Origin of the sequence: Streptomyces adustus (assembly GCF_009377175.1) — a bacterium.
GTDB lineage: Bacteria > Actinomycetota > Actinomycetes > Streptomycetales > Streptomycetaceae > Streptomyces > Streptomyces adustus.
This window is the reverse complement of sequence record NZ_VJZD01000201.1, coordinates 1-18,121: the sequence shown is the minus strand read 5'-3', so window position 1 is coordinate 18,121 and position 18,121 is coordinate 1. Positions and strand designations below refer to the sequence as shown.

Here is an 18,121-nt window from a genome sequence, read left to right as displayed (position 1 = left end):
GGCCCGGTGACGCCGTACGGCGTCACCGGGCCCGCTGTCGGAAGAGCCGTGGTTACTCCGGCGAACCGCCGAAGCGCTCCTTGTACGTCTCCAGGTCCTCGTCCGTGAGCTTGGCGAACAGGACCGGCGGAACCGTGAACGGGGTGCCGGCGGGGACCGCGGTGAGGGACTTCGCCTCGGCCTCGGTGACCCAGGCCGCCGTGTCGTCGGACAGGGTGAAGGCCGCGCGCATCGTCGCCGCCGTCGCCGGGATGAACGGCTCCGAGACCACCGAGTAGAGGTGGATCAGGTTCATCGCGGTGCGCAGGGTGAGGGCCGCGCCGTCCTTGTCGGTCTTGATCTCCAGCCAGGGGGCCTTCTCCTCCAGGTAGGAGTTGCCCGCCGACCACAGGGCGCGCAGGGCGGCGGCCGCCTTGCGGAACTGGAGGGCCTCCATCTGGGACTCGTACTCGGCGAGCAGCCGGGCGATCTCCTCGCCCAGGCGCGCCTCCGCCTCGCCCGGCTCGCCGCCCGCCGGGACGTCGTCGCCGAAGCGCTTGCGGGAGAAGGACAGCACCCGGTTGACGAAGTTGCCCAGGGTGTCGGCCAGGTCCTTGTTCACCGTCGCCGTGAAGTGCTCCCAGGTGAAGGACGAGTCGTCCGACTCCGGGGCGTTGGCGATCAGGAAGTAGCGCCAGTAGTCGGCCGGGAGGATGTCGAGGGCCTGGTCGGTGAAGACACCGCGCTTCTGGGACGTGGAGAACTTGCCGCCGTAGTACGTCAGCCAGTTGAAGGCCTTGACGTAGTCGACCTTCTTCCACGGCTCGCGCACGCCGAGCTCGGTGGCGGGGAACATCACCGTGTGGAACGGGACGTTGTCCTTGGCCATGAACTCCGTGTAGCGGACGGTGTCGTCGGCCTCGTACCACCAGGACTTCCAGTCCCGGTTCTCCGGGTCCTGGTCCGCCCACTCCTTGGTCGCGCCGATGTACTCGATCGGGGCGTCGAACCAGACGTAGAAGACCTTGCCCTCCGCCGCCAGCTCCGGCCAGGTGTCCGCCGGGACCGGGACGCCCCAGTCCAGGTCACGCGTGATCGCCCGGTCGTGCAGACCCTCGGTCAGCCACTTGCGGGCGATGGAGGAGGCCAGCTGCGGCCAGTCCGCCTCGTGGCGGGCGACCCAGGCCTCGACCTCGTGCTGGAGCTTGGACTGGAGGAGGAAGAGGTGCTTGGTCTCGCGGACCTCCAGGTCGGTGGAGCCGGAGATCGCGGAGCGCGGGTCGATCAGGTCGGTCGGGTCGAGCACGCGGGTGCAGTTCTCGCACTGGTCGCCGCGGGCCTTGTCGTAGCCGCAGTGCGGGCAGGTGCCCTCGACGTAGCGGTCCGGGAGGAAGCGGCCGTCGGCCGGGGAGTACACCTGGCGGATCGCCCGCTCCTCGATGAAGCCGTTCTCGTTCAGCCTGCGGGCGAAGTGCTGGGTGATGTCCCGGTTCTCCGGGGACGAGCTGCGGCCGAAGTAGTCGAACGCGAGCGCGAAGCCGTCGTAGACCGCCTTCTGCGCGTCGTGCGCCTGGGCGCAGAACTCGGCCACCGGCAGGCCCTGCTCCTTGGCCGCGAGCTCGGCGGGGGTGCCGTGCTCGTCCGTCGCGCAGATGTAGAGGACGTCGTGGCCGCGCTGGCGGAGGTACCGGGAGTACACGTCCGCCGGGAGCATGGACCCCACCATGTTGCCCAGGTGCTTGATCCCGTTGATGTACGGAAGGGCGCTGGTGATGAGGTGTCGAGCCATCGCGGGCTGCTCCCAAGTCGCTACGCGGGGTGACGATCGTCGGTTCTCTGGTCGTCTCTGAACCTTGAAATCGTAGCCGACATGGGTACGCCGCCCGCCTCCCGTTTTAAGGGGTGGGAAGCGGACGGCGCGGGTAGGTGCCCGGCGGTGCGGCCGGGCGGGCGGTGGGTTACGGACGCCAGGCGGCCAGTACGCCCTCGTACAGCTCGGTGTCCGTGAGCTCGCGCGGGGTCGGGCCCGCGTGGAAGAAGGCCGCGTTGCCGGTGTTCAGCTTGCGGAGGTAGTCGAAGGCCTTGTTCTCCAGGTCACCGAAGGCGACGAAGGAGAAGAAGAGGGACGGGTTGTTCTTCGCGGCGTCCGCGAGGGACTGGGTCGCCGGGGTTTTGGCGTCCGGGGCGCCGTCGGTCTGGAAGACGACCAGGGCGGGGTCCGTCGTGCCGGACTTCTCGTAGTGGGCGACGATCGCCTCCACGGCCGCGTGGTAGCTCGTACGGCCCATGCGGCCGAGGGAGCCGTGCAGCTCGTCGATCCGGTTCTCGTGGTCGGCGAGGGTGAGGTCGGCGGTGCCGTCCACCTCCGTGGAGAAGAAGACGACGTGGACCGTGGCGTCGGCGTCCAGGGTCGCCGCGAGGGCGAGGGCCTGGTCGGCGAGGGCCTGGGCGGAGCCGTCCTTGTAGTAGGGGCGCATCGACGCGGAGCGGTCGAGTACGAGGTAGAGCTTCGCCCGGGTGCCGGTGAGACCACTCTTCGCCAGGGCGGCGGTGGCGGCGCTGTGGGCGGTGGCGAGACCGGGGGCGGTCGCGGCGAGCGGGGCGAGGGGCTCGGCTTCGGCTTCGGCCTCGACCTCGACCTCGGCTTCGGCTTCGGCCTCGACCTCGACCTCGGCTTCGACCTCGGCTTCGGCCTCGACCTCGGCCTCGACCTCGGTCTCGGCGACGGGCTCAGCCTCGGTCTCGGCGACCGGCTCGGCCTCCGGCTCGGGGTCGGTGGTGGCCTCGACCGGCTCGGGCTCGGCGACGGGTTCCGCTTCCGCCTCGGGCTCCGCTTCGGCCGCGGGCTTGGGGTCCGCCACGGGCGTGACCTCGGCGGCGGGTTCGGCCGCGGCCTCGGGCTCTGCCTTGGCCTCGGCCGCAGGCTCGGTCTCGGCGACCGGCGCGGCCTCCGCTTCGGCCTCCGGCTCTGCCTCGGCCTCGGCCGCAGGCTCTGCCTCGGGCTCGGTCTCGGCGACCGGCGCGGCCTCCGCTTCGGCCTCCGGTTCGGTCTCGGCGACCGGCTCAGCCTCGGGCTCGGCCTCTGCTTCGGCGACGGGCTCGGCTTCGGCGACGGGCTCGGCCTCTGCTTCGGCGACCGGCTCGGCCTCCGCTTCCGGCTCTGCCTCGGTCTCGGCGACGGCCTCGGTCTCGGGCTCGGCGACCGGCTCGGCCTCTGCTTCGGCGACCGGCTCAGCCTCGGGCTCGGCCGCAGGCTCTGCCTCGGTCTCGGGCTCGGCCGCAGGCTCTGTCTCGGTTGTCGGCTCGGTCTCCGGCGACTCCGTCGGCTTCGGGACCGTCACGTTGTCGAAGGCCGCCGCCACCAGTTCGTGTTCGTCCTGCTCGGACGTGCTGCGCGGCTCGGGGACCTGGGCGCTTGCCGTGGGTTCCGATGCCGGCTCCTCGGAGGGGGCCGTCGGTTCCTGAGTGGGGACCGTCTCCTGCGAGGGAATCTGTTCCGCACCCTGTGTTCCGGCGGCGTGATCCTTGCGTGAGCGGCCGAATGCGTTCCGCAGGAGAGTCAGAATGCCCATGTGCGCAACCCTTCGCGTGAGTTGATGCCCGTTAATCCCTGGCCAGGACGGACACGTAAGGTTAGCGGCCCCAGGTGGTGATCTTGGGGTGGGGTGAGTGACGTCGGGCCGCCTGTGTCAACACCGTGTCCCCGGCCATGCCGTCCCCATGGTTAACACCCTTGCCGCGCCCATGGGTTCACTCTCGTTCACCCCTCCTCGGCGGGCCCGTACACGCGTACCCTCGGCGGCCGCCGCTCAGTGCGGGGACGCGATCGCCCGGGCCGCCGCGACCTCCTGGCGTACCGGTTCCAGGACGCTGTCCGCCGGTCCCGTGAGGTCGCTGCGGACGGCGACCAGGGTCTTGGCCTCCCGCAGGCCCGCGGACAGCTCGCCCAGCTGGCGTGCCACCTGGGACACCTCGGTCGGGGACGGCGGCGCTGCCCCGTGCTTCACGCGGACCCGGGCCGCGGTCGTGGCGTCCACGATGCGTTCCACGGCGACGACGAGCGGCCACCAGGCGGTGGCATGCCGGCCGACGGGCGGTGGTTCGGTCAGCGCGCGCTGGAACTCCGTACGGATGTCGGACAGGTCGCGGTAGAGGCGGCGGCGCATCCGGGCGCGGACCGCCGGGGCCGTGTTTGCGCCGAACGCGGACTCGACGTAGCGGGCGGTGTCCGCGACCGCGTCCGCCAGGCGGTCGCCGACCCGGGTGTGCCAGCTCTCGGGCCACAGCAGATAGCCCGCCACCAGTGCGATCGCGCAGCCCGCCAGGGAGTCCACCAGACGCGGCAGGAGCAGGGCCGTGCCCAGGTGGTTGAGGATGTCGGAGAGCAGCAGCATCACCGGGGTGATGGCCGCCGTCTGGTAGCCGTAGCCGCGCGGCGTCAGGACCGGGATCAGCGGGGCCAGCAGCATCATCGTCGGTACGTCCCACCAGCCGCGCGGCACCTGGGTCAGCACCGCCGCCGCGAGGACCAGCCCGGCCAGCGTGCCCAGCGCGCGCAGCAGCGCCCGGGAGAAGACGGAGCCGAAGTCGGGCTTGAGGACGAAGGTGATGGTGAGGGCGACCCAGTAGGAGCGGGGGACCGGGATGGTCGAGACCAGGACCTGGGCGAGTCCGATGCACAGGGCCAGCCGCAGGCCGTAGCGCCAGGCGGCGGCGGAGAGGGCGGCGCCGCGGGCGGCCCGGGCGGCGCGGACGTGCAGCGCGGTGGTGGGAACGGCGGCGACGGTGACCGGGACGGCGGAGGGGCCGAGCCCGGGCGGCGCCGGGGCGGGGCCGAGCAGGTCCACGTCGGGGGTGGCCACGACCTCGGCGGCGTGACGCAGGGCGTGCTCGACGGCCCGGCCGGCCTCGTCGATGGGGGTGGGCAGGTCGATCGGCGTCGGGTCGGTGCGGCCGCTCTCCACGGCGACGGCGAGCCGCCGTACCTTCCGCGCGATCGGGGGCGGGAGGCGGTGGCCGCTCTGGTGGGCGGCCGGGGCGGCCTCGACCACCGGGGTGACGGCGTTCAGCTGCGCGAGCAGCCGGGTGAGGTCGGGGCTGCGGCCGTGCTGGTGGGTGCGGCGGGCGAGGATGACGTCGTACGACTCGTTCAGCGACCGGGTGACGGCGCGCCGGGCCTCGTCGTACTCGCCGGGCACCTCGCTGCCGCAGGCGGCGAGCAGGTCGGCGACGGCGCGGTAGCTGTCGGCGACCGCGGCCCGTTCCGGCACCCCGGAGCGCAGCGGCCAGAAGAGCAGGGCGAGGAGCAGCACCAGCAGGCCGCCGCCGGACATCAGGACCGGCGCCAGCCACCAGGCGCCGGGCAGCGGCAGGCCCGCGCCGATCACCGAGTTCAGCAGCAGGACCAGGCCCGACGCGGAGGCCACGGCACCGATCGACGAGATCATCCCGGAGACGAGCGCGATGCCGGTGAGGGTGGCGACGGCGACCCAGCCGTGGCCGAAGACGAGGGCGCCGAGGGCGACGCCGACGGCGCCGAACAGCTGGGGGATCGCGATGTGCAGGATCCGCAGCCGGTAGGCGTCGGCGGTGTCGCTGATGACGCCGGACATGGCGCCCATGGACGCGAGGGCGCCGTAGGCGGGCCGGCCTGCGGCGAGTCCGACGGCCAGCGGGAGCGCCATGGCGATCGAGGCGCGGACGGCGGCGGCGCGGTTGACCGGGGCCTGCTGGGGTTGGAGGTTCCGGACCAGCCAGTCGGGAGGGGTCAGGCCGGTGGGGAACTCTCGCGACATGCGCCCATTATGGGTGTTTTGCTCAGCCCGTTCATGCCGGTGGACGGGCCGCGGCCGTGCCCTGCGGACGGGTGTCCACCCGGGTCAGGAACGCCTCGAGCGCCGCGTTGAACTCGGCCGGCCGTTCCAGGTTCGGCAGATGGGCCGCGCCCTCGATCACCCGGAGCGTGGAGTCGGGCAGCAGCGCGTGCATCGACTCGGCGTCCGCGACCGGGGTGTACGTGTCGTCCGCGCCGACGACGACCAGGGCGGGCACCGGCACGCGGGTCAGCAGGTCGCGGTAGTCGGGGCGGTCGGCGCGGCCGCGCAGCGCGGCGGCGGCGCCCTCGGGGCGGGTGGCCGTCATCATGCGGTGGACGTGGGACTTGACGGCCGGGGCCGCGCCGGGGTCGACCATCTTCTCCAGGACCTCGTCGGCATAGCCGCGCATGCCCTCGCGCAGCAGCCGGTCCGCCATGGCGTTGCGGGCGGCCCTGCCCTCGGGGGTCTCCGCCTCCGGGAACGTGTCCGCGAGGACCAGGCCCCGGACGCGGTCGCCGAAGCGGTCCTGGCACTCCATCGCGATCTGGCCGCCCATCGACAGACCGGCCAGGACGAAGGCGTCCACCCCCAGGTCGTCCAGGAGCGCCTCGATGTCCTGGGCGAAGACGGACAGCGGGGTGCGGCCGGGGACCACCGGCGAGGCGCCGTAGCCGCGCAGGTCGGGGGCGACGACCCGGCGCCCGGACGAGAACGCCTCGATCTGCGGGGCCCACATCGAGCGGTCGAAGGGATGACCGTGCACGAGCACGAGGGGGACGCCGGGAGTGCGGGAGGCGCTGCGAGGGGCGCCGGGGACTTCGGGAGCCGGGTGGATATCCGGTCCTTTGTCCTCGTACGCGAGGAAGGGCGGCATGTGTTCGACCTTAGAGCGCCTCAACTACTCGGTGCAATAAGATCTTTGCCCTCGGTGCAATCCAGTGGGGGCTCGGATGGACGACTACCGGCGCATAGCCGACCGCATAGCCGACGACATCGCCGCCGGGCGGCTCGGCCCCGGCCAACGGCTGGCTCCGCAGCGGCTGTTCGCGCGCCGGCACGGGATCGCCGGGTCGACGGCGGGCCGGGTGTACGGCGAACTCGTGCGCCGCGGACTGGTGGTGGGCGAGGTCGGCCGCGGCACCTTCGTACGGGCCGCGGCGGCGGGACCCGCCGGGCGCGCGCTGACCGAGGAGGCGACCCGCGCGCCGGTCAATCTGGAACTCAACTACCCCTCCGCGCCGGGCCAGTCCGAGCTTCTCGCGCCCGCTCTCGCGCCGCTGCTGCGGCCCGACGTGCTGGCCGAGTCGCTGCGTCCGGCGGCCGCGACGGGCACCGCCGAGGCCCGCGCCGCCGCGGCCGCCCTGCTGGCCGCCCCGGGCTGGCGCCCGGACCCCGCGCAGCTGCTCTTCACCGGCAACGCGCGCCAGGCCGTCGCCGCCGCCCTCGCCTCCCTGGTCCGCCCGGGGGGCCGGGTCGGGGTCGAGGAGCTGACGTATCCGCTGGTCAAGGAGATCGCGGCCCGGCTGGGCATCGTCCTGGTCCCGTTGGCCACCGACGCGGACGGGCTGCGCCCGGAGTCCCTCGCCGCCGCCCACCGCTCCGCTCCCCTGTCCGCGCTGTACCTCCAGCCCGTGCTGCACAACCCGACGTCGGTCACCACCCCGCCCGAACGGCGGCGGCGGATCGCGCGGGCCGTCACCGACCTCGGGCTGCCCGTCGTGGAGGACCGCGTCTGGTCCTTCCTGTGCCCCGGGGACACCCCGTTCGCCGCCGGTGCCCCCGGGCTGACCCACGTCGTCGACGGCCTGTCCAAGCGGGTCGCGCCCGGACTCACCGCCGGATTCCTCGTCGTACCGCCCGCGCGGGTGGAGAGCGTGGCCGCGGCGGTCCGCTCCGGGGGCTGGAGCGCCGGGCGGTTCGCGCTGGAGGCGGCCGTGCGGTGGGCCGGGGACGGCACGGTGCGGCGGCTGGTGGCGGCCAAGCGCGCGGACGCGGCGCGGCGGCAGGACGTCGTCGCGCGGGAGCTGGCCGGCTTCGCCGTGCGGACCGACCCGCACTCCTGTTTCGTCTGGTGGGACCTGCCCGCGCCCTGGCGCGCCGACACCTTCACGGCGGCCGCGGCCGCGCACGGGATCGCCGTCACCCCGGGACCCGCCTTCGCCGTGGACCCGGGCCGGACCCCGGACGCGGTGCGGCTCGGTCTCGCCTCGGTCTCCGAGACCGAGCTGACACGAGCGCTGCGGACCCTGGCCGGGACGGCACGCACGGGCGGAGGACGCACGGGCGGAGGTCGCACGGGCGGGGGCGAGGACGGGGCGTGAGGGCCCGGGCCGCGCCAGGGCCGTCGCGGTCGGTTGGCTTCGGTGGGTCAGATGCGGGCGCGGGGCGGTTCCTGCGGCTGGGCCGCGACGGCCGCCGCCGCCGAGGCGCGGCGGCGGGCGAGGTGGCGGCGGGCGAGCCGGGCGCCGATCGCCACCGTCAGCCCCAGGGCCAGCAGCAGCCACGCCGCCGTGCGCAGGGTGGACGTGAGGGCGTCGTAGACCGCGCCCGCGGCCCGGTGCGAGACCTCCGCGGGCAGGTCGTCCAGGGTCAGCCGGCGGCCGAGGGCGACCGCGAGGGCCAGCAGGGCGCCGCCCGCCGCCGTGCCCAGGCCGGTCGCGGTGATCGCGCGGCGGCGGCGGACGGCGAGGCCGATGCCGGCGACGGCGAAGACGCACGCGGCGACGGGGAGCCAGAAGCCGGCGACTTCGAGCACGCCGTACCCCTTCCGGAGGCGGCCCAGGTCCTCGGCCGCGAGCACGGGGACCCGCGCGTGCCGGACCGGGATGTGGTCGGCCAACGCCACATGGGCGTGGACGAGGTGACGTTTGACCGCGACGGTGACCGGCGCCAGATCGACGGTGACCGCACGGTCGCGCTCGCCCCGCAGGGCGCGCAGGACGGCGTCGTGGGTGGCCCGGTTGCCCTCGTTCCAGGCGGTGCGGAAGGCCTCCGTACGGGTGAGCGAGCGCACCGCGTCGTGCACGAACGGGGCCACCGTGCCGCGCAGCGGGCGCACCACCGTCCTGCGCCGGTCCACCTCGCGCATGATGCCGTCGCCGACGGTGTCCGCGACGGCCTCGCGGACGTCCGGGTCGTCGGCCAGCGGCGCCATCGTGGTGACGTACCGGTCGGTGTCCGTCAGCCCGTACGCGGCCCACGCCGACAGCGCGCCGAGCGGCGCCAGCAGGCACGCCAGCGCGATCAGCACGGCCGACAGGGCGTTACGCAGGGGGCGGGACACGCTTCCAGGGAAGGGCCCGCGCCCGCGGAGCGCGAGCGGGACGACTGCGGACGGGTGCACGGGTTCCGCCGAACGGGGGTCCCTTGGCGCAGCCGGGCGGCCCGCGCTCCGGTGGAGGGTTCACTCGGACGGGTGTTTCCTGGTTCAGGGGAGAAGGAGGTCGATCATGCGCACCACTACGGCCCTGCGGACCCTGGCCGCGGCCCTGCTCACCAGTGGCGTCCTCGCCGTGTCGGCGACGGGCACCACCGCGACGGCAGCCCCGCCGACCCTCGCCCGAGGACATGGTGGCGGCGGTGGAGCTTTCGGCGGCTTCCGGACCCTGGGCGTCGTCGTGGCCCCCGGATTCCTGGACGTGCGCCAGTTGCCCACGCCCTTCTCGCCCGTGGTGAACCGTCTGCTGCCCGGTTTCCAGGACCGCGTGCAGTGCGTGGTGCTGGGACCGAGCTTCAACGGCAACCCCTACTGGTTCTGGCTGTCCGGTGTCCGGGCCTGGGCCCCGGCCGGCTACGTGTTCACGTACGGCGCGCGCGTGCCGTACTGCTGAACACGTCCGAAGCCTCGTCGGGCGGCGCGGACGGCAACTCCCGTCGCCCGGTGAGTGGAGGGATGAGGGAAAGAATGGGCCCCGGCCACAGCCGGGGCCCATTCGCCGTTCCGCTCGCCGCCGAAGACCTTCGCCCGAGACCTTCGCCCGAAGGCCTTCGCCGCCGAAGGTCAGGAGATCCGATGGCCTGCCGCGTCCTCGTGCGTGTAGTAGCGGTAGAACATCACCACGAAGCAGACCGCTCCGATCAGCAGCGACCAGCCCAGGGACCGCATGATGCTCGCCCCCGTCTGGCTGTACAGGAAGCCGAACGCGCTGCCCGCGAACGCGGCCCACACCAGGGCGTGCATCTCACGCCGCATGAACGGGGTGAGCCTGCGTATCGCCATCCACAGCGCGATGAACGCGATCGTCGTCACGAACCCGAACAGCAGGTTCCAACCCGTGATGGGTCCGCCGGCGCGGCGGTTGGCCGCGGCCCAGTAGCCGTAGACGAGCCCGAGCACGACGGGCACCGCCCACTCCGCCGTCCTGTGGGTCCGTTCACCGAAGACGTCCATGGATCCGCTGGATCCGCGTGTTCTGCGCGCGGGTGCCGCATGAGCCATGAGAGCACTCCTCTCCCTCGACCCCCCGCTACCAGCGCACACCTGGGCAGGGGTGCTGGCAAGTCGGCGGAGATGCAACACCGCCACCCTCATGTTTCGCTGGGCACCGTGAGTGACGGTGCCCGGAGGACGCTGAGCAGGCTCGTCGGGTATGCCCGGGCCGGGCGCTTCGACGCCCCGTTCCGGTTCGACCTGCTGCGGGTGGGCGGGGTCAGCGTCGGCTGGCTGGCGCCGCTGCTGCTGCTCGTCGGCATCGGGCTGACCGACTTCGGCACCGGCGGCGAGTTCCGGACCGCCTCCTGGCTCGTGCTCGTGCCCGCCCTCGCCGCCGCCCTCTGCGGAGTCTGGGGCACGGCCGTGTTCGTGGCACTCGGGCTCGTCGCCTACCTCGTCGTGGACAGATCCTGGCCGCACCATTTCCAGACCGGCCTGCCCGACTTCATCCTCATCGCCTTCGGCGGCATACTCGCCGTCCTGGCCTGCGCGGTCCGGGTGCGCGGCGAGGGGCGGATGCTGCACATGATGGACATCGCCGAGACCACCCGCCGTACCGTGCTGCGCCCGCTGCCGCCGGTCTGGGGCGGCCTGGACCATGCGGCCGTCTACCTCGCGGCCGACAGCGAGGCCAGGGTCGGCGGCGACTTCTACGACATCCAGCCCGGACCGCACGGCACCCGGGTCCTGCTCGGCGACGTCCAGGGCAAGGGGCTGTACGCGGTGGAGGCGGCGGCCGCGCTGCTGGGCACGTTCCGCGAGGCGGGATACCACGAGGCGGAACTGGCGACGGTGGCCGCGCGCCTGGAGACGCGGATGCTGCGCCACCGCGAACACACCCGGTCGCTCGGCCGCGACGACGGCGACCGCTTCGCCACCGCCGTGCTCCTCGGCTTCCCGCTGTCCGGCCCCCCGACGGTGGAGCTGGCCGTCTTCGGCCACGAACCGCCGCTGGCCGTCGGGCCCGAGGGGGTACGGGCCCTGCCGGAGGGGGACGGACTGCCGCTGGGCCTGTGCGACCTGATGGGCGCCGCGGGACCGCCCACCGTGCGCCGGGTGACGCTGGCGCCCGGCGAGACCCTGCTGCTGGTCACCGACGGGGTGACCGAGGCCCGGGACCGGGCCGGGCGGTTCTACCCGCTCGCCGACGAGGTGTCCCGCGCGCTCGCCCTCGACCCGCGGGTCATCGAACCCGCCCGCCTGGTCGGCTTCGTCCGGGACGGGACCCTGCGGCACAGCGTGGGGCGCCTGGAGGACGACACGACGATCTTCGCCGTACGGCCACGGGTCACGGACGGCGAGACCCCCTGGGACGGACATTCGCCGTCCTGACCCGACCCTTTGCAGCCGCAGCCGTTACGGTGCTGCCGTAGGTGATCGACAGGGGGAGGGACCATGCCCGGAACCGTGCTGCTGCTCGCGGCCTCACCCGTGGGCAAGGGGTGTCTGGTGGACGCGGCGTCCGTGCTCCCCGTGCTCGCGGCGGTGCCGCCCGCGGTACTGGCGGGCGCGGACACCGCGAACGTCGTCGAGCTGGCCGACCCGCTGGAGCCGCAGGCGGTGCTCACCCGGCTGCGCGCGGCCGCGTCGGCCTCCGGCCCGCTGACCGTGTTCGTGACCGGCCAGCTCCAGCTCGACCGCCGTCAGCACCTGCCCCATCTGGCGCTCGCCCGCACCACCCCGGCGAGCGTGCGCTACACGGCGTTCCCCTGGCACTGGTTCCGGGAGGAGCTGCGGCTGCGGGCGCCCGGCACCACGACGCTCGTGCTCGACCTGCACGCGGACGCCGAGGCCTGGGAGCAGTTGCGGACCGTGCCGCTGGACTGCGGGCGCACCACCGCCGTCTACGGGCGGATCGCGCCGCCGCCGGCCCGCCGGGCGGTGGCCGTGCCCGCGTACATGAAGGCGGTCGCGACGATTCTGCGCAGCGGCCACCGGCCGGCGCTGGAGCAACTGCACCAGCAGGCCTGGGGCAGGCTGGCCGGCGAGGGCGCGGCCGCGGGCGTCGCGCTGGCCGTGCACGCGCCGGTGGCCGGCGATCCGCACGCGTCCCTGACCGCCGCCGTGCAGTCCGGCCGGCACGCCGAGGCCGACGCGCTCGCCGCGCGCTGGGAGCGGGCCGCCGTACTGGCCCACGGGCCGGCCTCGGACGACGCCCTGCACTGGGCGGAGGTCCGGGCCGATCTGGCGATGTTCGCGGGGGACGCGGAGCGCAGCTGCCGTACCTGGCTCGCGGTGGCCGGGGCGCGGCTGGCGGCCGGACAGGCCCCGGACGCGCCGGCGGTGGAGGCCGCCGTGGACCGGGCCCACCATCAGTGGGGGCAACTCCGTGACCCGATCCGCTCCCGTGAACTCGGTTCCGCGCTGGCGCAGTTGCGCGGCCGGGTGCCCGGCAGGCGCGAGGGCGCGCTCGGGCATGTCCAGCGGCGGCTGGACGAGTTGCAGGCGCAGGGGTTGCGGCCTGGGCCGCAACCCCCGCGCCCACGGGATCACTTGGTGTAGACGAAGTACTTCCAGGCGCCGTACGTCGTCGCGTTGACGTTGTCGCCGGACTTGGTGTCGACGTAGCTGGAGCGGACCCGGAAGCGGTCGTTGACGGCCGGGGCGCCGTCCAGGGTGAGCGCGTCCTTGCCGGTGGAGCCGAGCGCCCAGTACCCGGAGTACGTGGTGTGCCAGGCGCCGCCGTAGTACTGCTGGATCTGCATCTGGTACTTGCGGCCCGGGTACGTGGTCATGGTCGTGGTGGCGACCGGGTCCTTGGTCTTGTGGAAGTAGGCGTACGTCTCGTTCCACGCCCGAGCGGTCTTGTAGGCGCCGCTGAGCGCCGTCGAGACCTTCACCTGGGTGTAGACCGTGGAGGACGCCGACAGGGCCGCGGTCCGGGAGTCGCCGGTGAACTTCGCGGTGACCTTGGTGTCGCGGCCGAGGTGGAGCGTGGCCGTGAGGTTGCCGCTGGAGTTGACCGTGCCCTTCTTGACCAGGGCGTTGGGCTTGTCGGAGCCGTACGGGTCGGCCCAGATCTCCACCGTGCGGTTCTTGTAGGTGCTGCCGAGGTGCGCGGTGAACGTCACGTCGGCGCCGTAGGCGTACACCTTGCCGGTGTTGTTCACCGTCAGCGTGGTGGCGTTCTTGGAGACGGTCACCGCGGCCGAGGCGTTGGCGCCGGCGTGGTCGGCGTCTCCCGCGTAGCCGACGGAGTACGTGACCTTGCCGCCGGACGGCGGGGTGTCGGTGAAGGAGTAGGCCCCGTTGGTGACCGTGGCCGTGCCGAGCGCCTTGCCGGTGGGGGACTCCTCGTCGGTGCGGGTCACGGTGACCTTGGTGCCCACGGGGAACGCGGCCGCGGAGGCCAGGGTGCCCTTGACGGTGAGCGCCTTGCCGCGGGTGGCGGTGGCCGGCGCGGTGGCCGTCAGCGTGACGGCGTTCTTGGTGACGTCCACGGCGGCCGAGGCGGTGGCACCGGCGTGGCCCTCGTCGCCCGAGTACGTGACGGAGTACGTCGCCGTGCCCTCGGCCGACGGGGTGTCGGTGAAGGTGTAGGTGCCGTCGTCGGCGACCGGGGCCGTGCCGAGCACCTGGCCGTCCGGGGACGCGGTGTCGGTGCGGGTGAGGGTGACCGTGGTGCCCGCGGGGAACGCGACGTCGGAGGTCAGCGTGCCCTTGACGGTGAGCGCCTTGCCGCGGATGGCGGTGGCCGGCGCGGTGGCGGTCAGCGTGGTGGGCGTCTTGGTCGGGTCGTCGTACACGTGCAGCGCGTAGGTGTCCGCGCCGTTCGCGGAGCCGACGGACACCGCGAACAGCCTGCTGCCGTCCGGTGCCCAGGCCAGGCCGCGCGCGGCGAGGGTGTCGGACGCCGAGTTGCCGCTGCTGCTGCCGAACTCGTACTGCCGCAGCGGCAGCGTGGTGCCCTGCTTGAAGACGTGGACGTCCGGGTCGTACCAGGAGAAGGTGCCCGCCGCGACATCGCCGTTCGGGGCGATGTCCACCGCGTTCGGGTACGTGTTCGTCTCGTACCGGCCGTCCTTGGACAGGTCCGTGAGCTTGTAGACCGCCTGGTAGTACGGGGCGCCGCTGGCCGTGACGACGTCCTTGCCGTCCGGGGTGACCGCCAGGTCGGCGAGGTTGCCGCCGCCGGTGCTGCCCGGGTCGAAGGCGTACGCGGTCTGCGTCGGGGTGCCCGAGGAGACGTCGTACACCGCGAGCTCGACCGGACTCTGGCTGACGGCGCCCGCGACGAGCGTGTCCGGGGCGCCGGGGGAGGCGTCCAGGATCGGGGCCTGGTACCAGGAACGGCCGGTGTTCAGGGCGAGCGTGACGACCGGCTCGGCGCCGGAGAGGTCCAGCGAGCCGATGTTGCCCTGGCCGGCGCCGCCGTAGCCGAACCACAGCTTGCCGCCCGCCTGGGCGAGGTACTGAGGGTCGGCGGTGCCGGTGGAGTAGCGGTGGGCCTCGGTCGCGGTCGCCGTGTCGACGGCGGCGATCGCGTCGGCGTCGCCCACGGCCGCGTAGAGGGTGGCGGAGTCGGCGGACAGTTCCAGACCGAGGACTCCGGGCAGCGAGCCGATCGTCCTGACGACCTGGCCCGCGTAGTCGGTCACCACGATCTGACCGCTCTTCGGGTCGCTGATGAAGACCCGGTGGTGCACCCCGTCGACGACCATGTCGCCGGTCGACCGAAGGGACAGGGAGGTGCTGGAGTCGGCCGCTGCCGACCCCGCGCCGGTCGCGACGAGCGCGACGGAGCTGAAGACGACGGCGAGTGCCGTTGCTACCGGAAGAGTGCGTCTGCGCACGATGTTTCGAACCCCCCGGAACGAAAGTGGAATCAGACTGCGCAGGTTAGGTCATGGTTCTGACATTCAAGTAAACCGGGGGGTAAGAGGGTAGTGAGAGGGGCGAGTTGAGCGAGAGGCGTGTGAGGCGTGAGTGACGGGAGCCTCAGCCGTCCTCGGCGGGGGCGCCGATCTTGTGGACGGAGACCTGCGGGTCGTCCACGGGCCGGGTGACGCCGGTCCCGGGGTCCTCGGCCCGGGCCGGTCCCGCGTTCGCCGCGATGATGAGGGTCGCCGCGGCGAGCACGGCCGCGGCCAGGCCTCTGGCGTAACGCGTGGAAGTGCGTCCCTGCACGGTGACCTCGCAACGACGACAGTGAAGTGTTAAGCATGCTTAATTCGCGGTTTAACCTAGGGCGTGTCATGGCCTAACGGCAAGAGGCACAGGGGTAGTTGGGGGAGTCCAGGCATGGGGGAGCGAGACGAACCCGAGGTCATCGGACGCAGGGTGCAGCGGCTGCGCAGCGAACGCGGGTTGACACAGAGGCAGTTGGCGGAGCCGACGTACACCCCCGCCTACATCTCCACCCTGGAGGCCGGACGGGTGCGGCCCTCCGACGAGGCGCTCAGGCACCTCGCCGACCGGCTCGGCGTCGACTTCTCGGAGCTGGCCACCGGGCGCTCCGCCCGGCTCGTCACCGATCTGCGGCTGCGACTGACCGAGGCCCAGCGCACGCTGGCCACCGGCGAGGCGGAGGAGGCGGCGCGGCGGTACTCCGCCCTGCTCGCGGAGGCCGAGCCGCAGGGGCTGACCGAGGTGCGGGCCACCGCGCTGCTCGGGCTCGGCGAGTGCGGGATCGAGACCGGCGACCTGGTGTCGGCCCGGGAGCACTTCGAGCGGGCCGAGGCGTGTCTGGCCGGGCATCCGCTGCCCGCCCGGGTACCGGCGCTGCGCGGACGGGCCGTCTCCCACTACCTCGCCGGTGAACTCCGCTACGCCGTCTACCTGCTGGAGTCCACCCTCGACGAGCTCAACCGCGGCGGACTGCACGACCCCGACGCGCTGCTCCTGCTGTACGCCTCCGCCATCGGCCCCTACATGGACATGGGCGCCCACGCCCGCGCCGCCCAGGCCGCCGAGTTCGCCCTCGCCCTCGCGCCCCAGGTCGCGGATCCGGCGCTGCTCGCCCGGATGCACCGGTCGGTCGCGCGCACCCTGCTCGCCGAGGGCCGGGTCGCCGAGGCCGACGCCTCGCTGGTGAAGGCCGCCGAGCTCTACCGGCAGCTCCAGATCCGCACCGAGCTCGCCAACTGCCACTGGATGCGCGGCTACGTCTGCGCGCAGAACGGCGACCTGGAGCGGGCGGAGGACGAACTGCGCGAGGCCCTGGCCATGCTCTCCGCCAAGCGCGCCGCCCTCTACAGCAGCCAGGTCGCCGTCGAGCTCGCCGACGTGCTGCACCGGCGGGGCAGGTCCGGGGAAGCGGCCGACCTGCTGAACGGTGTCCTCGGCGACCTCTCGCCCGAGCGCGGCGCCGTGCACGCGGCCGGCGCCCACCGGCTGCTCGGCATCATCGCCGAGGACGCCCGCGACACCGAGGCCGCCGAGGAGCACTATGTGCGCGCGCTGAGCCTGCTGGAGCGGGCGGGAGCCGCGGGCGACCTCGCCGACCTGTGCCGGATGCTCGGCGACCTGCTGCGCCGCACCGGGCGGGTGGAGGCGGCGCTGGACGCCTACCGGACCGGTCTCGGGCACCGCACGGCGCCCGGTACGACGACCCTGGGACCGGCGCCCGCACAGCCGCCGCTCTGACGCCGCTCCGAACGACGGCGCGCCCGCGGCCCGGTGGGTGCGCGGCCGTCAGACCTGGGCGCGGCCCTGTCTGCGGACGTCCGCCAGGCGCCGCACGCCGAGCTGCACGGCCGCCTGGGTGGCGTCGTTCGGCACGTCGCCCATGCCGCCGTTGGTGAAGGCGAACGCGTCCCCGCCGACCCGCACCCCGGCCACGTCCAGGGAGAGGGTGGCGGGATCGCCGTCGAGCGGCTGGCCCTTCGGCCCGGTCACCGCGGTCAGCGTCACATGCAGTCCCTGCCGGGCGTCACCGGCCTCGGGCAGCGGCGCGTCGGTGACGTAGACGTCCTGGACGGCGCCCGTCGTGGTGGTGGCCGTGAACCGCGCGCACACTTGCGGCAGGGTCTTCAGCCAGGCCAGCACGCCGTCCACGGCCTTCGCCGGCTGGCCGGAGACCTGGTAGCGCAGCTGCGCGCCGGTGTCGGAGTCGTCGAGGCCGGTGACCGCGCGGGCGGGGGCGCCGAGGAGTTCGTCGGCGTAGAGGGCGTCCAGCAGCCGCTGGCACTGGCCCGCCGGGGTCTTCGCCTTCAGCAGCCCGTCCCGCCACGTCGCGGCGCCCTGGGTCGGGACCCAGGGGCCGCCCAGGTCGGTGTCCGTGATGAGGGCGGCACGGGCCTGGTCGTCGGTGAGCGCGGTGGTGGTCGAGGGGGCGTGGGCGGACGGGGCGGTGGCCGCCGCGGACGAGGCGGGGACGATCGGGGCGTGCGGGGCCCCCTCGTCCGCGCTGAGACACCCGGACGCGATCAGAAGGGTGGTGGCGGACAGGCCGGAGGCGAGGAGGGTGCGGGCGCGGGTCATCGGGTGCCTCCGGCGGATGGTTCGGGACTCCGTCCCTCCACCGGATCACCGGGGGTACGAGCCGGCCAGCGCGGTGGGCCGTACGGGTGAGCGTGCCCGCAGCGGCGAGGAGCGCGCTTGCAGCACGACGCCCCGGTCCCCTCGGGGTGAGGGGGCCGGGGCGTCAGGGCCGGAACGGCGTCCGGGACCGGGGCCGGTGTGTCCCGGCCCCGGGTGGTTCAGGAGCGGGCCGTGCGGCGGCGCTTCGTCGCCAGGACGATGGCCGCGCCGCCGACCAGCAGGGCCGCGGCACCGCCGGCGATGACGCCGGTGTTGCTGCCGCCGCCGGTCTCGGCGAGGTCCCCGCTGCCGCCGGCCGGGGTGGCGGCGGCCGCGGCGGTGTCCGTGGCCGACGCGGAGGCCTCCGCGGCCGGGGTGGACTCGCCCGCGGCGGGGGTGGACTCGTCCGCGGCCGGGGTCGTCTCCGTGGACG

The 18,121-nt window shown here is 73.8% G+C and carries 15 protein-coding genes; 5 read left to right on the top strand and 10 right to left on the bottom strand.

All coding sequences use genetic code 11. The features are described 5' to 3' along the window. Nucleotides 1–52 precede the first annotated feature (52 nt). The 4 genes from metG to FNH09_RS34515 all read right to left on the bottom strand — a co-directional run bounded on the left by metG (nucleotide 53) and on the right by FNH09_RS34515 (nucleotide 6,669). A complete protein-coding gene (gene metG / locus FNH09_RS34530; protein ID WP_152893834.1) occupies nucleotides 53–1,768 on the bottom strand; it encodes a methionine--tRNA ligase in 1,716 nt (571 codons plus the stop codon). Nucleotides 1,769–1,937: 169 nt separating this feature from the next. Next, nucleotides 1,938–3,551, bottom strand: coding sequence for a VWA domain-containing protein (locus FNH09_RS34525; RefSeq protein WP_152893833.1), 1,614 nt, complete (start codon nucleotides 3,549–3,551; stop codon nucleotides 1,938–1,940). A 237-nt stretch (nucleotides 3,552–3,788) separates the two neighbouring features. After that, a complete protein-coding gene (locus FNH09_RS34520; protein WP_152893832.1) occupies nucleotides 3,789–5,774 on the bottom strand; it encodes an FUSC family protein in 1,986 nt (661 codons plus the stop codon). A gap of 31 nt (nucleotides 5,775–5,805) precedes the next feature. Next, complete coding sequence (locus FNH09_RS34515) at nucleotides 5,806–6,669, bottom strand: alpha/beta fold hydrolase (protein WP_152893831.1); 864 nt, start codon at nucleotides 6,667–6,669, stop codon at nucleotides 5,806–5,808. 76 nt (nucleotides 6,670–6,745) lie between these two features. On the opposite strand from FNH09_RS34515, the gene FNH09_RS34510 reads away from it, so the two are divergent. Continuing rightward, nucleotides 6,746–8,116 carry an aminotransferase-like domain-containing protein gene (locus FNH09_RS34510; protein WP_152893830.1) on the top strand — a complete coding sequence of 457 codons (1,371 nt, stop codon included), beginning with the start codon at nucleotides 6,746–6,748 and terminating at the stop codon, nucleotides 8,114–8,116. Between the two features lie 47 nt (nucleotides 8,117–8,163). On the opposite strand, the gene FNH09_RS34505 is transcribed toward FNH09_RS34510, so the two are convergent. Then, a complete protein-coding gene (locus FNH09_RS34505; RefSeq protein ID WP_162469539.1) occupies nucleotides 8,164–9,078 on the bottom strand; it encodes a hypothetical protein in 915 nt (304 codons plus the stop codon). A 166-nt stretch (nucleotides 9,079–9,244) separates the two neighbouring features. Between FNH09_RS34505 and FNH09_RS34500 the strand changes: the two genes are divergently transcribed. Continuing rightward, nucleotides 9,245–9,625, top strand: coding sequence for an SH3 domain-containing protein (locus FNH09_RS34500; protein WP_152893829.1), 381 nt, complete (start codon nucleotides 9,245–9,247; stop codon nucleotides 9,623–9,625). A 170-nt stretch (nucleotides 9,626–9,795) separates the two neighbouring features. Here FNH09_RS34500 and FNH09_RS34495 read toward each other — a convergent pair whose 3' ends face one another. Beyond that, nucleotides 9,796–10,233 carry a hypothetical protein gene (locus FNH09_RS34495; RefSeq protein WP_152893828.1) on the bottom strand — a complete coding sequence of 146 codons (438 nt, stop codon included), beginning with the start codon at nucleotides 10,231–10,233 and terminating at the stop codon, nucleotides 9,796–9,798. A gap of 108 nt (nucleotides 10,234–10,341) precedes the next feature. Here FNH09_RS34495 and FNH09_RS34490 point away from each other — a divergent pair, with 108 nt between their 5' ends. Together FNH09_RS34490 and FNH09_RS34485 are read left to right on the top strand one after the other, a co-directional pair. Beyond that, the gene (locus FNH09_RS34490) at nucleotides 10,342–11,559 is read left to right on the top strand and encodes a PP2C family protein-serine/threonine phosphatase (protein WP_420802807.1); all 1,218 of its coding nucleotides are present in this window, start codon (nucleotides 10,342–10,344) and stop codon (nucleotides 11,557–11,559) included. A gap of 63 nt (nucleotides 11,560–11,622) precedes the next feature. Then, nucleotides 11,623–12,729, top strand: coding sequence for a hypothetical protein (locus FNH09_RS34485; RefSeq protein ID WP_152893826.1), 1,107 nt, complete (start codon nucleotides 11,623–11,625; stop codon nucleotides 12,727–12,729). Here FNH09_RS34485 and FNH09_RS49090 read toward each other — a convergent pair. Both FNH09_RS49090 and FNH09_RS34475 read right to left on the bottom strand, forming a co-directional pair. Further along, entirely contained in the window at nucleotides 12,717–15,020 is a 2,304-nt protein-coding gene (locus FNH09_RS49090; RefSeq protein ID WP_338017778.1) for a YncE family protein, read from the bottom strand. The genes FNH09_RS34485 and FNH09_RS49090 overlap by 13 nt on opposite strands. A gap of 145 nt (nucleotides 15,021–15,165) precedes the next feature. Continuing rightward, entirely contained in the window at nucleotides 15,166–15,354 is a 189-nt protein-coding gene (locus FNH09_RS34475) for a hypothetical protein (RefSeq protein WP_152893825.1), read from the bottom strand. 114 nt (nucleotides 15,355–15,468) lie between these two features. Between FNH09_RS34475 and FNH09_RS34470 the strand changes: the two genes are divergently transcribed. Then, entirely contained in the window at nucleotides 15,469–16,812 is a 1,344-nt protein-coding gene (locus FNH09_RS34470; protein ID WP_152893824.1) for a helix-turn-helix domain-containing protein, read from the top strand. Between the two features lie 48 nt (nucleotides 16,813–16,860). Here the strand turns inward: FNH09_RS34470 and FNH09_RS34465 are convergent, their stop codons facing one another. Both FNH09_RS34465 and FNH09_RS34460 read right to left on the bottom strand, forming a co-directional pair. Further along, nucleotides 16,861–17,649 (bottom strand): hypothetical protein, encoded by a 789-nt coding sequence (locus FNH09_RS34465; RefSeq protein WP_152893823.1) that lies wholly within the window; start codon nucleotides 17,647–17,649, stop codon nucleotides 16,861–16,863. 218 nt (nucleotides 17,650–17,867) lie between these two features. Further along, nucleotides 17,868–18,121: LAETG motif-containing sortase-dependent surface protein (locus FNH09_RS34460; RefSeq protein ID WP_152893822.1), on the bottom strand; the 254-nt coding region annotated here is incomplete at its 5' end.

What these genes read in the sequence shown, in the direction of transcription:
- metG (WP_152893834.1), bottom strand. Translation starts at nt 1,768, where the DNA reads ATGGCTCGACACCTCATCACCAGCGCCCTTCCGTACATCAACGGGATC.
- FNH09_RS34525 (WP_152893833.1), bottom strand. Translation starts at nt 3,551, where the DNA reads ATGGGCATTCTGACTCTCCTGCGGAACGCATTCGGCCGCTCACGCAAG.
- FNH09_RS34520 (WP_152893832.1), bottom strand. Translation starts at nt 5,774, where the DNA reads ATGTCGCGAGAGTTCCCCACCGGCCTGACCCCTCCCGACTGGCTGGTC.
- FNH09_RS34515 (WP_152893831.1), bottom strand. Translation starts at nt 6,669, where the DNA reads ATGCCGCCCTTCCTCGCGTACGAGGACAAAGGACCGGATATCCACCCG.
- FNH09_RS34510 (WP_152893830.1), top strand. Translation starts at nt 6,746, where the DNA reads ATGGACGACTACCGGCGCATAGCCGACCGCATAGCCGACGACATCGCC.
- FNH09_RS34500 (WP_152893829.1), top strand. Translation starts at nt 9,245, where the DNA reads ATGCGCACCACTACGGCCCTGCGGACCCTGGCCGCGGCCCTGCTCACC.
- FNH09_RS34495 (WP_152893828.1), bottom strand. Translation starts at nt 10,233, where the DNA reads ATGGCTCATGCGGCACCCGCGCGCAGAACACGCGGATCCAGCGGATCC.
- FNH09_RS34485 (WP_152893826.1), top strand. Translation starts at nt 11,623, where the DNA reads ATGCCCGGAACCGTGCTGCTGCTCGCGGCCTCACCCGTGGGCAAGGGG.
- FNH09_RS34470 (WP_152893824.1), top strand. Translation starts at nt 15,469, where the DNA reads ATGGGGGAGCGAGACGAACCCGAGGTCATCGGACGCAGGGTGCAGCGG.
- FNH09_RS34465 (WP_152893823.1), bottom strand. Translation starts at nt 17,649, where the DNA reads ATGACCCGCGCCCGCACCCTCCTCGCCTCCGGCCTGTCCGCCACCACC.